This is a genomic window from Janthinobacterium pasteuri (assembly GCF_051380775.1).
Classification (GTDB): Bacteria; Pseudomonadota; Gammaproteobacteria; order Burkholderiales; family Burkholderiaceae_D; genus Janthinobacterium.
This window is the reverse complement of record NZ_JBNYXS010000003.1, coordinates 76,288-91,142: the sequence shown is the minus strand read 5'-3', so window position 1 is coordinate 91,142 and position 14,855 is coordinate 76,288. Positions and strand designations below refer to the sequence as shown.

At 53.2% G+C, this 14,855-nt stretch carries 11 protein-coding genes; 2 read left to right on the top strand and 9 right to left on the bottom strand.

The features are described 5' to 3' along the window. Window positions 1-113 precede the first annotated feature (113 nt). The 5 genes from ACQ4WN_RS04690 to ACQ4WN_RS04670 all read right to left on the bottom strand — a co-directional run bounded on the left by ACQ4WN_RS04690 (window position 114) and on the right by ACQ4WN_RS04670 (window position 9,887). Complete coding sequence (locus tag ACQ4WN_RS04690) at window positions 114-5,609, bottom strand: DUF4011 domain-containing protein (protein ID WP_436550476.1); 5,496 nt, start codon at window positions 5,607-5,609, stop codon at window positions 114-116. A 416-nt stretch (window positions 5,610-6,025) separates the two neighbouring features. Beyond that, a complete protein-coding gene (locus tag ACQ4WN_RS04685; RefSeq protein WP_436550475.1) occupies window positions 6,026-6,598 on the bottom strand; it encodes a hypothetical protein in 573 nt (190 codons plus the stop codon). Between the two features lie 90 nt (window positions 6,599-6,688). Further along, window positions 6,689-8,395, bottom strand: coding sequence for a protein kinase family protein (locus ACQ4WN_RS04680; RefSeq protein ID WP_436550474.1), 1,707 nt, complete (start codon window positions 8,393-8,395; stop codon window positions 6,689-6,691). 7 nt (window positions 8,396-8,402) lie between these two features. Beyond that, complete coding sequence (locus ACQ4WN_RS04675) at window positions 8,403-9,131, bottom strand: PP2C family serine/threonine-protein phosphatase (RefSeq protein WP_436550473.1); 729 nt, start codon at window positions 9,129-9,131, stop codon at window positions 8,403-8,405. A gap of 3 nt (window positions 9,132-9,134) precedes the next feature. Continuing rightward, on the bottom strand, window positions 9,135-9,887 hold the full coding sequence (locus tag ACQ4WN_RS04670) for a VWA domain-containing protein (protein WP_436550472.1): 753 nt from the start codon (window positions 9,885-9,887) through the stop codon (window positions 9,135-9,137). 713 nt (window positions 9,888-10,600) lie between these two features. Between ACQ4WN_RS04670 and ACQ4WN_RS04665 the strand changes: the two genes are divergently transcribed. Both ACQ4WN_RS04665 and ACQ4WN_RS04660 read left to right on the top strand, forming a co-directional pair. Continuing rightward, a complete protein-coding gene (locus ACQ4WN_RS04665) occupies window positions 10,601-11,050 on the top strand; it encodes a hypothetical protein (RefSeq protein WP_436498817.1) in 450 nt (149 codons plus the stop codon). Further along, complete coding sequence (locus ACQ4WN_RS04660; protein WP_436550471.1) at window positions 11,050-11,787, top strand: hypothetical protein; 738 nt, start codon at window positions 11,050-11,052, stop codon at window positions 11,785-11,787. Before ACQ4WN_RS04665 ends, ACQ4WN_RS04660 begins: the two co-directional genes overlap by 1 nt. A gap of 297 nt (window positions 11,788-12,084) precedes the next feature. Here the strand turns inward: ACQ4WN_RS04660 and ACQ4WN_RS04655 are convergent, their stop codons facing one another. From ACQ4WN_RS04655 to ACQ4WN_RS04640, 4 genes are all read right to left on the bottom strand, one after another. After that, window positions 12,085-12,744: a type VI immunity family protein gene (locus tag ACQ4WN_RS04655; RefSeq protein WP_436550470.1), complete on the bottom strand. Its 660-nt coding sequence runs from the start codon at window positions 12,742-12,744 to the stop codon at window positions 12,085-12,087. A 128-nt stretch (window positions 12,745-12,872) separates the two neighbouring features. Beyond that, window positions 12,873-13,418: an RNA 2'-phosphotransferase gene (locus tag ACQ4WN_RS04650; RefSeq protein ID WP_436550469.1), complete on the bottom strand. Its 546-nt coding sequence runs from the start codon at window positions 13,416-13,418 to the stop codon at window positions 12,873-12,875. 199 nt (window positions 13,419-13,617) lie between these two features. Beyond that, a complete protein-coding gene (locus ACQ4WN_RS04645) occupies window positions 13,618-14,268 on the bottom strand; it encodes an HAD domain-containing protein (protein ID WP_436550468.1) in 651 nt (216 codons plus the stop codon). Between the two features lie 60 nt (window positions 14,269-14,328). Further along, window positions 14,329-14,853, bottom strand: a complete 525-nt coding sequence (locus tag ACQ4WN_RS04640; RefSeq protein ID WP_436550467.1) for an HAD domain-containing protein — start codon at window positions 14,851-14,853, stop codon at window positions 14,329-14,331. Between the last annotated feature and the right edge of the window lie 2 nt (window positions 14,854-14,855).

The following is a 14,855-nucleotide window of genomic DNA, read 5'->3' as shown; positions in this document are numbered from 1 at the left end:
GAATCGTCATCGCCTGGGCCTTGTCTTCCTGCCACAATTGCGTGGTTGCCAGCTTATGGCGAGGACAAAAGTCACCCGCTCAAGCTGGCAATGTGTATGCGCAACAGCCACTGCTATGCTATCTCCGGCTGCGCTAACTCCTTGCGGTAGACTTTGTGAATGCGTAAGGTCGCCGCAGATTTTCCTGGAACTCGGAGAACGACTTCGTCCCCTTCAGTGGAGCCCAGCAAAACTTGAGCCAAAGGCGTTCCTTCCCCTATCAAACCTTGATTCAAGTCTGTCAGCAAGGTCGTTATCTGGACTGAAAGATGCATCTCTGGGCTCTCGATATTGAAGTACGTTACGAGGTCGCCCACACGCACTTCAATTTCGTCATCGGCAGTTTCGAGAACCATCTGGGAGACTTCTAAACTAGTCGTTGGTGCCACATCCAATACTTGAGACCCAGCCTCTTCATAGTCTTCTTCTACTTCATCGTAGCTCTCGCCGACGGGAAGTGGAACGGAGCGAAGTTCCTCAAGGAAGCTAAAGAGGCGCTCGGCTTCCAATTGTGGATTACGGAACCAGTCTGTCGACCAAATACGCCAGATGCGACCACGCCATCCCAATCCCTCGAGAATTTCTTGTCGAATCCGGTCTCGGTCGCGTACGGTTACACCGGAGTGATAGCTAGCGCCGTCACATTCGATGGCCGCCAGGAAGACGGACTTGTAGTCTGGATGCCGCACCGCGATGTCGATTCTAAAGCCGGCGACACCCAACTGAGGAACTACTTCGTAGCCTTTACCTTTCAACAAATCGAGTATTGCCACCTCAAAATCGCTATCTGGAGGCAGGTCTGTTTCTTCATTCTGTGTGAGCACGTTATCCCGTGCGAAGAGAAGATAGTTACGTAAAGCCTTCGTACCTTCGGGAGTGCTTTTATCGACTACGATGTCTTCAGGGCGCATTGAGCTAAAAACTACGACCGATTTTTTCGCACGAGTGAAAAGCACGTTAAGCCTGCGCCATCCTCCGCCCCTACTAATAGGACCGAAATTCTGTCGAACCACGCCCGCAGTCGCTGGGCGGCCAAAAGTGGTGGAAATTATGATGCAGTCACGCTCATCACCCTGAACGTTCTCGAGATTTTTCACGAACAGTTCCATGCCATGCGATTTCCAATGCATCTTGAAATCGTCAGCACCGCTCACTGTTTTCAGGCGTTCTTCAAGCATCTCTGAAATGAGTTCCCGTTGCTTCACATTCAGGGTCACGACGCCGAGCGAAATGCCTGGCCGGGTCTGAATGTGAGAGGCGACAGCTTCGACGACTTGGCGCGCTTCTATTACATTCATCTGGCCTTCGTATATCCCGTTCTTCACGTAGTGGTAACGCAGTCCAAGCTCTTTGCTTTTTCCGAATGGAGACGGGAAGACGACTAAGTTGCCGCGGTAAAAGTTCTGGTTCGAAAACGCTATGAGCGACTCGTGCTGGGAGCGGTAGTGCCAACGTAGGGTGCGAACCGGGTGAAAGTGGCTGATGCAAACGTCGAGTATGCTTTCAGCATCTACTGCGGCTGCACCCTTACCGCTATCGCCATCGTCATCTGGCGAAGCCATACGTGCGAAGAATGACGTTGGAGGAAGCTGTTTCGGGTCCCCTACGACGACAAGTTGCGAGCCACGTGCAATCGCACCCAGGGCTTGTTCCGGTTTCAATTGCGACGCTTCGTCCATGATAACGATGTCAAAGTGCAGTCGACCCGGCTGAAGGAATTGAGCCACTGCCTGTGGTCCCATCATGAAGCAGGGCTTTAACGACTGAATAGCTCTGCCCGAGCGGCTCAGTAGTTTCCTTAACGGCACGCGGGGACGCTGTTGCGGAATCAGATGCTCGAGAAGCCTCAGTTCGGTCTTGTCATCAACCCGGACTCCGGAGGTACCTTGTGGTGGCGTGCTAGCCCGCATGCAATCACGCGCCACCTGCGCACCACGCATTTTGATGACCTCGCGGTCCAGCGAAACGAAGTCTTTGCGTACCGATGAATGGCGCGTTCCACTGAATGTTCGCAGGTCCTTGTTCTGACGGAAGAGCTGTTCAGCTATCGATGCGTAAAAACGGAAAGCAAAGCCACTCGTTAATCGCTTTGCAGAGAGCCTACCCGTCTCAACTAGGGAGAGATAGTCCATCAGGCCGGCGTGTTGGCATGCCTTGCGCGCCTGCACGTACTGCGCCCAGGGGAGCAGGCTTGAATAATCCTGCACAGCCGATGCCGTACGTTCGAAAAGGCCGCTCGCGAACTCGGTGATGTCATCTGCGTCGCTGCCAGCCCATTGCGTAGTGTTTACCTCACCAAATTCTCTCAAGGATTGTTCGAACTCGACCAGGTCCTGCCAACCCTTATTGATTGCGATGATTGACTCTTCAATCGCAGCATAGTTTGCGACGGAGTTGGCCGATAGCAGTAACTGCTCGATTGAAACAGGTAGGCGTGCTGCGAGCAGAAGTGTTCCGTAGGTATGGGCAGCGAAGGCAGTCGCTAAGTTAGTGTCTCGGCCTCGATAGGATGTTCCGAAAATTTCTCGTCCCTGCGTGTGGAACGCAAGAGAGCGCTCGACTTCGGGAACTTTCGAAGCATCTGCGATTGCGACGACGCCATCCCTGAGCGTAGCATTTGGCCTGACCCATTTCGTCATAAACGCAATCGCTGAATCAAACATCTCAGCGAATTCATGATACTCGCACAGTCGTTCATCCCAATTGGCAAGGTCGATGCGGGCGCAAACCTCAGGCGCTGCCGAATGTGTCGATGCTGCCAATGCCGCCAACGAATTCAACGCGGTGAGTGCTGCGTGAAGATTACTCGTCGCGTTGGTCAATTCGACTATATCGGGGCGTGCGATTCTAAGAAGGTCAAGGGACGCGTCGGTTATGCGGCTGTCCGCAAATTTCTCGTTAGATTTTACCAACCAAGTGGCGACAGAGATTAGGTCTTGGAACGGAGTTGCTTCGCCATCGAAGGCGGTACCGGCAACGCTTTTGAGCTTCTCATCGTTTTTCCAAGCCTGGTGTCGCTTCGCATATTTCCGAATAGACTCAAGTTCAGCAAGCCTCTGGTCGGAGGAGAGCTTGATGGTTTTGTTGCGTGCAAGTCGCTTGTGCAAGCTTATAGCCTTCCGCCAACCACCTTGGAATATTCGATACCAAGCGCTGCCTTCACGCAGTGTCGCGATTGCCTCTGTCAGTTCGCCTTCGGAAGGTATCGAGTCCATGTAGAGAGACTCTTCAAGCTTGCCGAATGACGATTGAATGGATTTGAGCTCCTCAGCCATGCGCTTGAGTGTTTCGAGCGATGTCGGATGCATAAGGTACTCGCTTCGAAGGTGCAACAGTCCCACAGGTGCATCTTCCAAGACCGAGCGTATTATTAGAAGCTTGTTGACGTCCTCAGCAGAACCTTCAAATGATATGCGGAAAAGTGCCGCAATACGCTCCAAATCCCGGAGCGCCAATCGACCGGCTTGAACTGCCGGCCGAAACTTATCGAGCATCTGTTCAAACTGCTCACGTGTTCGCTCGTCAAGCTTTGTGACAGTTGCAAGCCTTAGGATTTCCTCACCTTGCGCGAGGTCCTCGATGGACGGGGTTGAGTTTGGAATCAGCGTACGGTCGCGGCTACGCTCCAGTGCGGATAGCAGCTCCTGAGCAGCAGCCAGTTCCTTGAGGACCGCAACGGACTTCCTCCCTTGTTCGTCTTCCGGTGGAAAGAGCGAAGGAAGTAGCTGGAAGTCCACTTCCTCGGGCTCCGCCGGCGCCAAATCTGTCAGTACTGAAATCAGCCTTGACGCGGTAGCATTGTCCAACTGGACTTCGTCTGTGCCCAATATCTTTAGCGCACGCTCTAAACCGTTTTGGAAGTCCTGGAAGCGAGCTCGATAAGTCGTAAGTATTTGCTGTATCGGAATAGCATCGTGCGGCGTCAGCTCTGTTGGGAAAAATCCCCAGAACGGATGCGACTCATCGAATTTTTCGATTGCTTCAAACTGTTGAACCGTGTATTTCAGACTATCGTGAATACCCAAGAATGCAGCTGAGGTCGTCACCGCTGCAGGTAAATACTCAAGAGTTTCTAACGCGATGGACTCATCCCCGCATCGCGCGCGATTGAGCTCAGCTCTCCACATAACCTGATGCAGCGTCAACCCAAGCGCATTGCCGTCGGTGTTCCGCATGATTTCCATGTGGGAGCGCAGCTCGTCCTTCTTTTCCTGTAGCTGACTCATCAGCGCCGGTAGTTCTCCGAGCCGCGGCACAGTCATTTCCAGGCGGTGCTTTAAGTCCTCCAGCACGCGCTTTTTATTCGTCTTATTGCTATGCAGCTCGAGCACAAAATCTTCCAGACCTGCCTGTTCTAGTCTGGACTTAACGACCTCAAGGGCCGCCAACTTTTCAGCAACGAAAAGTACTGTCTTGCCAGCTTGCATTGCGGCCGCAACGATATTGGTAATGGTCTGGGACTTGCCGGTTCCAGGCGGGCCTTCGATTACTCGATTCTTGCCTTCAAGGACATCAATCAATGCACTGTGCTGGGAGCTATCCGCGTCGTAAATTAGCGGTACGTCGCCGCGTGGATGGGCATCAATGTCGTACTCGCCGGCATATGCTGGCTCTCCGATTGACGAATGGCTTCCCTCGAATACCTGACGTATCAAAGGATGGTCAAGCAACGCTGAATTTCCTGATGCGTCAACCCAAGTCTCGGGCGCGATGTCTTTAACCATCAGCATGTTTGCGAATGAGAGTAGCGAGAGCGTGATACGGTGTTGCACTCGCCAGCCGGGTAGTTCTTTAACGGTCTCCGCTACGCGTGCTAGGTACGCGTCAGCTGACTCGTCTTCTTCGTCCAAATAGGTCGGAAGGTTGAGTCCAAAGTCCCGCTTTACTTTCTCACGTAACGAGAGATTGTCCGTTAGCTCTTCGCCGGAACTAAGTAGCGTAAAGGTAGAATACTGACCTTCGTCCGAAATAGCTACGGTCGCGGGTACGCACAGCAGGGGAGCCTGGTAGAGCTTGTCGCTGCCAGGGTTATCGGGAAACTCTAAAAACCCAAAAACGAGGTACAGCATATTCGAGCCAGTTTCTTCGATGGCCAACTTTGCTTCGCGCGCCAGCTTTCGACCGTGCTTTCCTAATTCGTCGCCGTAGTACAACGTCTGCAATGCGGCCGGTGACCGGGCTCGTCCACCCGTCGCAATTTTGACGCTTGCTAGGTCATAAGCCGTGCTTTTGCCGATTCGGCCGGCATAGACCTTTGCATCCGGGCGAACCAGCCGGCCGTTTTTTGTCTCCCAGTCCTCGCGGCTGGGCTCTGGAATGAACTCAAGCCTTACCCCGGTCGCCGTCTCGCCTGCAAGCCGTTCAAAGACGGCATTGAAGTCGCTATCAACGAATTGGATTGTTTTACCGGGTCCGTGCTTAAAATTGATTAGCCGATTCCTGCCTGTCAGGTCCAACAGCCGAAGCCGGAGTTGCTCGAGTGCCTGGGTGATGGGCATTCCGGAAATCGTTGGTGGCATTTCTACGCCCGACTCGATGGACTCCTCAGTGTGGAAATCGTCTTCATTCATATTAAACTTTCAGGTTATTGCGTCTGGCTCTGCGCTCGCATCTCGTAGTCGAGCGCCACTGGCAGTTTAATACAGGGCTGTTGCTTAGGTGCTATTTTTTGCATTTCTCGCAGCATTATGCTTCTTTTGAAGCGGGGACTATTCTTAAATACGGGGATGGAAGTGGACATTCACAGGTTGCTTTGTTTGATACCGCGCAGCGCACTTTGAGAATCGGGTCCTCTGCTGCTAGTTGGACGGACACACATTGTCGAGACGTATTTTGCCTTTAAAACTGAACCGCTAGGGCGGTAGGCTGTAGCGTCTACTTGATACGGTGGCTCCAACCCGAGGGTGCCACGTGGGCCCACTGCGATGGTACGCGTTGAAAGAAGGCCTTCTGGCGGTTTGAGTGCACGCCGGAGCGGCCGGCCCAATCAGTATTTTTCGCGGTTCATGAGCGCACGCAGGTGGCGAAGTTCACCTGCACAGCTTTTTGCGTTGTTCACATCGTCCTCAAGCGCTTCAATGGAGGCTTGAGCAGCACTATCTAACGCCGCTTTCTGGGCCCGACGCACCAGCGTTGAAAGCGTCCATGCCGCGTCAAGTGCGAGGTGAAGCTGCGCAATATCTGCGTAGGCGTCTCCAGCGTCTTTCCCTTTTTTAACTATGGCGGCGTTCCATGCTGGGTTCTTCATGAATGCGGGCGTGCCCCCCGGAATCGCCATGAGGTAGCCGTGGACCAAGCTGTTCCGATACTCACAAATGTCACCGGCCGCTTGTCCGGCAACGCACATTACAGCGTTGGCCTTTTCGCTGAACGACCAATGCCCTGCGGCGAGAAGCTTGAACTGGTCTTTTGAACCCATCCCACGGACGTTCGTATTAGCCAATGCTAAAAGACCCGGCTCAAGACCCGTCTCAAAAAGGCCGTAGGCAACAACGAAAGCCCCGATGAGTTGCAAATGCTCAGGAGTGAGTGTGAGCGCAGATAGCTTATTGAGAATCAAACTCGCTCTTCGCTCCGGGGAGTGTGGTGGCATCGTTTCTCCAGCATTTATCGTGGCCAGCGTTGGTGGTCGCGTCATCATTATTTCGGGTCACGAAAAAAGGTCCAAGAGCCAATTAAAGAATCCCTTTTTCTTCCTTGGCGCAGCTGCGTGGTTTTGCGAATAATTGGTGGGCCCGGCACCGCCAGACAAGTTAGTCGGTTTGCGAGTTCCCGCACCGGCTACCGAATTAGTCCCAGTGGAATTCGTACTACTGGCTTGGCCGCCGGGTGGCGCTGCCTGTTGACGAAGTTTTTGAAGGGCCAATTGGTTCGAAGTAAGCGCCTGCGGCTGGGCCGTTGCAGTGGGCGTGGGCGCCTGCTTCCGCGGCGCGGCGCCCACCAGTACTTCTGATGCAGAGCCCGTATTCTTAAGAGCAATGAGTGCTGCCGCATTCGTGGACAATGGTCGACTGGCTGCTTGCACGGATGAGCCTGGCGTTAAGCGATACCGGGCTTCCTGCTCAGTAACCTTCGAGACATGGCTGGCAAGAGCTGCTGTTATTGTGATGTGGTCATATCCCAGCTTCTTACTTGAGTACACTGGCTCAACGAGGCCGCGAATGGTCACCCACTGCCCCACCCATGCTGCTGAAGGTAGCTCACGCTCCCCGGTCAAGGCCGTACTCCACAGAGCGATTTTCACAGCTTTCCCTTTCCAGGGCGCAAAATTAATGAAAATGTACGGCTTGCCGTGTCGAGTTCGGTCTACCTTCACCTCAATCACTTTGCCGACCAACTCCACCATCGCTCCGATGTTTGCGTGGAAAACGGCATAATTCGCAGGATTCAACACCGGGTATTGGCTGATATAGCCAGCACGCTGCACAGTTCCGACAACAATTTGCTGCACCAACACGGCCGGGATGTTTGCACCATTGAAGAAGTCCGAAAGCGAGGGTATTGCCGAAAATTCAGCGGCACAAATCGACATGAAGCTTTTTGCATCACGTTCCAACCCAGGGATTTTTGCAATGTCCTGGATGACAACTGATTGCCCTGGTGCCGCAAAATCATTTGCACGAAAGAGGATTACGCCCGCTCCGCTTTGCGATGCATTCCATAAGGCTGGGCGCTGGCAAAGTGCACGCAGAGCGAGGTTCAGTGAAATGAACGAAAATCGGTCGAGTCTTGGTCCGAAGTTCGCAAAGCTCCGCTTGGGATGCTGGTAGTCCCGGTGCCCGAGTTCGGAACCTCCTAGTGCCGCGACTTCCGGTACATACATCCCATCGTAGTCGATAAGCTGGACTTTGCGACCAGCATCGGCAACCATCAGGTTGCCCTCCTGGATGTCACCGTGGGCAATTCCCACCGACTCCAAATACTTGGAAAGCTCGGTTAACGATGCAATCAGGTTAGAAAGCTTGGCCCTGTCTTTGTAGTTGGACTCAACGAACTCCCCTAGCGTTTCACCTTCCGCCCATGCCATCTTAACAAGCGGGTAGTAGCCCTTCTCAATCTGGGCACCACGCTGTTGGAAATCGAAGTCGACAAAGTACTTTGAGGATAACCCCTTCACCTTGGTGGAAATCGCGGCGTACCGTCGTTCAATTCCCGGTGCTTCCCGGTGGAAGCAACGCACTGCGAATTTCCGTCCGCCTGATTCCAAGGCATAAGTCAGTGCAAAGCCCCCGGATGCCACTAAGGGCAATCCCAGCCCTGATGACCGAATGGTGCCACTCTTTAGTTGGGCGTCTGCAAAAACGTACTGTGGATTTTGTAGGGCGCGTTGATATTGGTCAATACTGGGGTAAGCCATGATGCAATCACTCATCCTCGACAATGAGCCGAAGCACTGTGGAGTCATCGAGCCTAATCTCTCGACCTGGTCGCATTGACTGGACCAAATCCGTAAATTCGGCTTCGGACCTTACTTTCAAGAGCCGGTCTGAGATGCTCTTGTTTTCGGTTAATTGAGACAAAATCCAATGGCCCACAGCATCGGTTACGGCGTAGATAACATCACCCGCCTCCACCTTCCAGGTCCGACTAGCGCCTTGGAAGAATTCCGAATTCACCCACAGAGAATTGGAATGTCCCTTTGTTGAAAGCAATGTTGGGCGCGCGTCGAACTGCTCGGGCACGTCAAACGGAAACGACGAAATTACACGCCCATCCCGCACAAGCAGTGCAAGGCTGTCGCCAACGCAAAGGACCTCGAGGTCAGTCTCATTGTGCCCAATGACCAAACCCAGTAAGGTGGCGAAACTACCTCGGTCGAATGCACGTTGCCCCGACCACGTGAGGTCTTCGAAGTTGAACGCGCTCGAATATTCGCTAAGCGCTTCACCAACCCAATCTGGTGTCATAGCATGGTTGCTGGCGTAACGTTTCACGAGCAGCTGTGCCCAAGTTTTGGAATCGAACGACTCCGAAGCGCCATCAGAAAGGGCGATGCAAGTGAACTCATCGTTATGAGCCCACGCATCCTCATTAAGGTCAGGGTAAGCGCAGTCCTTAGGGACTGAGGCCGCCAGGTCAACGCGAAAACGCATAGGTTATCGAAGCTGGGAAGCTCGAGTACCAATGTCGAAGAAGTCGACGATTTCTGCCGCCTCTGCATTAAAGATATAGCCGCGCGACTCATGGGACACCTTCAAGCCTTTTTCTTGAACAGCCTTTACTAGGTGCTCGGGAAGTTGGCTGGACATGCGGAAGAGAAGTTTGGCGTACTGGTCAGGAAGACTGTGCTCGCCCGCTGGGAACGAAACGGGCTGACCGGCCTGGGCGCTGACATGCAGGTTCAATAGCAGCACACCTCCGTCGCCAGTCGAGAACTGTCGCAATGTCTCGGCGAGTTCCTCTGGGTCGCCATCGTTGGACTCACCATCGGTCACGTGAAGTACTGTCGGCGGATAGCTGTCCGGATGCGTGTCACACCATGCGGCTAACTCTTCCCCAGCGCGACGAATCGCTTCGCGCATTGGCGTTCCGCCACTCGCCTTCGGCTCGAACCAGACTGGGAATTTGATGGACTGCTCCACCAGCCCGCCGGCGCCGTCGTCGATACGACGCTTGCGGTCTTCGATGCGCAGCGGGTTCGCTTCAAGTGCAGAAATAGGATTCAGTACCTGGCCGCTGAGCCCACCAGCCAAACCATTACTTACCCCATCGCCGCCATAGCCGATAACACCAATTTCGAAGTAGTCACGCACGCCATCCGCCTTCGTGCAGCGAGTGACCAAGTCCACAAAGGTTCGATTCAGCACATCCGACACGAACTGTGCTTTTGTCTTTTCAGAGCCCGCCATGCGGTCTCCCATGGACCCAGACTGGTCAACTAGAAATAGAAATGCGGTTGGGGTACTACGCTGAATGGGCGCTTGGTATGCCATGTCTTGAACTTCCTAGTTGGTGATGGATATATCGAAACATTCTAAGGGAGATTGTCGCGAAAATGGAGGCATTCTTGCACGAAGTATCAATATTGTTTACATGGATACAGAATGGAGGACTCGACTGCGAACTGACCGTCAAGAAAGTGAGTATTGGTGAGTTTCCTTGGTCTGTCTGCTCCAAAGAAGGCACGCGGAGGTGGCCGAGTGGGCGGAGAGTACTCGTATTAAGACTAAGTACGTGCATCCGCCATAAGCGTCGAGCGCCTCAGTTGGCGCCACATTAAGCGACTCAAGCATTCGACCATATCCAACTACCGACATTTCATACCCTTTCATGGATGTAGATAGGTGAACTGAATGCTCGACATCTAAAGGGGTACAGAAATGCATGGTGGCGTTGGGGTCAACACTGTCTAACAATTCATCATTTGTTGAACGCATGCTACATCGCGCGCTCCGACCAAGTTCGTGGTCCGGCAAGCATCCACATTGTGTCGGTAGGAAGGGGCGAGGAACCGGGGGAGGTTTGCGATGTCTGTGACGCTTTGCTCTCGTCCTAGGAATCAAGTAGTTGCATGCAGGGAAGATTGGGTGCAGAATGACATTTTCATAATAACTGGATTGCTATGTCTGCTGGAGATAAAAAACCTCCCAAAGGGCCTGAGAAGATTTTAATTTCGTTAAACACGGAGGGATTTGACCAATTCTTGCAAGATGCATTGTTGTCAGAAGACCGTGAAAATGACGTTCTCCACATTTACGGACCTATAAAAAGTAGAGGAAGTAGAAAGCAGAGAACTATATCTCAATTAACCTCCCAATTCGAACAGCTTCTTTTAAATGGTTCAGAAGAAACACTGAGGGAGGTACTGAGGTATATTAATGCACTCGGCCAAGCTAAAGCTGCACCGCCGTCGTCGCCACCAACGAAATTATTTGTTTTAGGACGTTCGGCTGCCGGGAAATTGTCTTTCGATGAAGGCCGCAAGAAGCCGGGGCGGACTAGAGCAAGCTCTACAGTTGGCGGAGGGACGGGCAGTACGGGACCCGGTATTAAACCGAGAGGTAGGAAATAATGGCTTCCCCCACGCTGAAAGACTACAGAGACACTTACTATGCCGCTTCAGCAAAAGCTGGTGATATTGCACGTCAGCTCGCTTTCGCCGGTATCGCGCTTGTTTGGATTTTCCAACGAACTGCCAAAGAGGCCAATGATGCGTATAGTCTTCCCGAGGAACTATATTGGCCAACGCTTTTCATCGTGGCCGCGCTCACTCTCGATTTGTTGCAATACTGCTATAGGTCGGGAGTGTGGGGATTTCTTCAATGGCGGATTGAGAGGGTGTATGGGCCGGATGTTACGAAGTCGTACACAGTTCAGGAATTCTTGAATTGGCCAACGTTAATTCTGTTTTGGGGAAAACTTTCATCCATTGCTATTGCCTATATATTTTTACTTTTTTTTGTCGTAAGCCACGTTAAATTTTCTTCCTCGTCATTGAATGTCAGTGTTGCATCTAAAACGCCAGCACAGCTTCCGCAGGCTGGTAAGGCTGAAAGAGAAAATTCGAATCTGAGCTTGAGTAACGACGTAGCTATAAGTTTTTCCGACTCCAAGGTCAAGCCTAGGGAAGAACCACGTACGACGCTGGAGCCAAACGCGACCATGCGGAACACCGTCACAATTACGCTTCCGGCTTTGTCGAGAACAGTTGTTCATCCCGTAACGCCAGAAAAAAGGAAGGACCATTGCATGCCGTGTGTGGGCCAGGACGGTAAAGCTTTGAGTGAGCAAGGTTTGCTGAACAAATAAGTGACATCCGACTTGTGATTGTAATCCGACGAAGGTGAATGGTGGCCATTGTAGATTTGGCGTAAAATCTTTCCTGATAATAGACATTGTCAGGAAAGAAGCTAGAGGTACGGCTCGCGCAAGGCCGCACCCGTATCGCCAATGTCCGTGGACCGAGTACATGCGGGTCGTGCTCGGCGTCTGACAGGGAACTCTAGGCAAGCTGTCGTGGGCGTACTGACAAACCTCATCTCCACGTGCTCGCCGCCGTGGAAGTTTTTCATGTCGGCCAGGGCCGATGCCCGCTATTTTAGACAGTCAGCGGCGAGTCGGATGTCTTGGTAGCTCAGTAAATTTCGGCTCGTCCAGCAGTTTAGCCTTGTACGCCATTAGCTCGTCGTCTTCGACATCGAATCGTTTCATCCATTCATCCGCAGCCGCGCCAATCAACCGCGGGTCAATCCCCCCGGATGCGAAATGCATTCGAGTTTTCGTGGTCCTGATGGGTTTGAGGAGCAGATTGGGAAGCACCAACCGTGCGGGCGTCGGCAAGTCAGAAGGTGCGGCGTCGGGTTGGGGGCCGCCCTGAATGACAAGTCCAGCTCCGTAGTCAAACTTGCCAAACCAATCCATAGGTAATTCCGAACGAATGGTTGATATGCCTCCGACTTTTTCCACGTAATCATTGTCTATGGCCGAGAGCCAGCTAACGGTCTTGACGCCCAGGTCCGCAGTGGCTGAGCCGGTGACAAGATGGCCCGCATCAAACCCTTTAAACTTGGATGTCAGAAATGTCTCAAATGTCTGGTTCTCGTCACAGCGAGAGGTTGCCAGGATGAGACTGTAGCCGCCATACCCGTGTACGGCACACAGGCGTCGTGCGAAGCTGACGAAGAGCTCCTGGAAAAGCCCAGGATTTTCTTCGCTAAACAAGATAGGAGGGCTAAACCGCAGCCCGCATAACCACCAGCCCCCCATCGCCGCCCGCTAAGCCTGAAGACTGATGACTTGAAACTCCCATGGACCGGCGTCCTGCACCTTGACACCACTGGTGTAGTAAAAACTAACAGCATTGTCTGCGTCCATGGTGAGCGTCGCCTGTGCATTCATTTATCCGGGAACCGGATGTACTTTGCCGGGACGCGCTGAATTAGCCAAACGCCGTTCTCAGCACATCTGAATTGATAGCCGTCGTGGAGCAATGGGTATGTCTCGACAATGAGTACAACAGCGGTACCCCGTCGCGCACCGACCTCTTCTGCAGTTTGTTTCGTCGCAGACAGGTGTACGTCTCGTCGCGTTCCTGGCAGCAGACCCTGCCGGCGAATCGATGCGATAAACTTTTGCACCGTACCGTGAAATAACACCGAAGGCGGGGTTTTGACCGGAAGCTTCAGGTCAACGTCGACAGAGTGCCCTTGTGCCGCGCGGATACGCTTCCGGTCCTCACTCAACGAAAATCGCTGCTTATCGTTTTCGACCACTATTTGCATCAGCTCGTCATGAGTGAGCGCGACGTCGGCACCCGCTGATTTCAAGAGCAACTCAGCTACGTCAACCCATCCACGTTTATCGATTTCAAGGCCGATTGCGTCCGGCCGGTGCCGAAGCCAGCGTGATAGCAACTTGCTCTTCTGTTCCAAAGTTGTCATTTTATTTTTCGCTTTCAATTCATAAACGCAGCCTGCATTTTTCGGAATTCACTTGGATTTTCTACTGTTGCCTCCCCGATGCATAGTCGTCCGTGCAGCGGTTGGCATCGGCTTAGCCGACCGTACAAAGCGAACTGAGGCGCAAGGGCGTGACGCTCGAACTGCTGTGGCAGGAATACAGGGCCACGCTACTGGACGGCTAGATAACGTTGTCACGCCGCGCTCGAGCCTGTCGGAGTATCGCCTCGACTCTGGCATCCTCCTCAAGTGCGCGAATAACCTCCGCCTCTGTGACGTTGGGCAGAGCAAAAAGACGTTCTGCCGTCGAAGTCGGCCTCGCGAAGTTTGTTACCGCATCAAGGGGAACTCCGGCGCACAGGGTCTCGAGCTTTATCGCTAGCGTTGCGGCGACGCCAGGCTCAACGAGCGCAAGGTCGGGATTGGTTGGTGCAACCAACTGGTGCCGACGTTCTTCCGGCCACCCAAAGTGGTCGTCGTCGAGCGCTAGCCAGCGCGTGAGTCCCCGTTCCTCCGCATCTACGGATATGGTGCCAAACTGAGTTGGCGCTGGAAACGTCGCGGCACCGATAACGCGCGCTTGAAGCGCTGGCGACAACCGCTTTAAAGCGTTTTCATACCCGAATGCACGTACCCAGGATGTCGCTAGCACAATCCGTAAATCAGGGTGTGGGTACAAAAGGAGCTCGAGCAGCGAAACGTACCGAAAAAGAGGTCCATCGGTTGGCTTGCCACGCACGTACACCCTAGGGTGCAGAGGTTCTTCAGGCGTAACGCGGACATCTGCTGGATGCAAAATGCCGTCAAAATCGAGATAGAGTACAGGGTTCATGACCGCCAAAGATGTGGGGAGGATTTGCAGTCAAAAGCTGGCCTAAACCTCTATCGCTTACTACGTCCGTTGTGCTAGGAGAATCGCTCTGGCGCGCTCCAATTGGATTCCCGTAAACCCAACCCATTCATCGCAGAGCACGGTGTGAGGCTCCAGGACCGAGTCGACCAGAGTGCGGCCACTCGATAAATCGTCGAGGATGACGTACGCGAACGGTCTCGTGGAGCCGTCTGCCCTCAACCAAGCCACGATATCTGTAACACGAAATGAGCCCACCTCGGTTGCGCTCCGCCAGCGTGAATGTAACGACGCAGCAACGAAACCTAATCCCCCTCGAATGAGTACGTCCTGAATTTCGTCGCGTGACATATAGGTTGACCATGATGAACTGATTACGTAACGGGGGGCGAACTCGTGGTGAAGCCGCTCAAGGTTAGCCCTCAGTTCTTGATGAAACACGTTTGCCCAGAGTTCTGTGGCCAGACGCGGTTTGCCGGACCTGAGCGCTGCCAGGACCACTCCTGACGTGTAGTCAGGGTGGATAGCAATGACATCGTCAAAATCGAGAAATACCAATGGCTTCACGG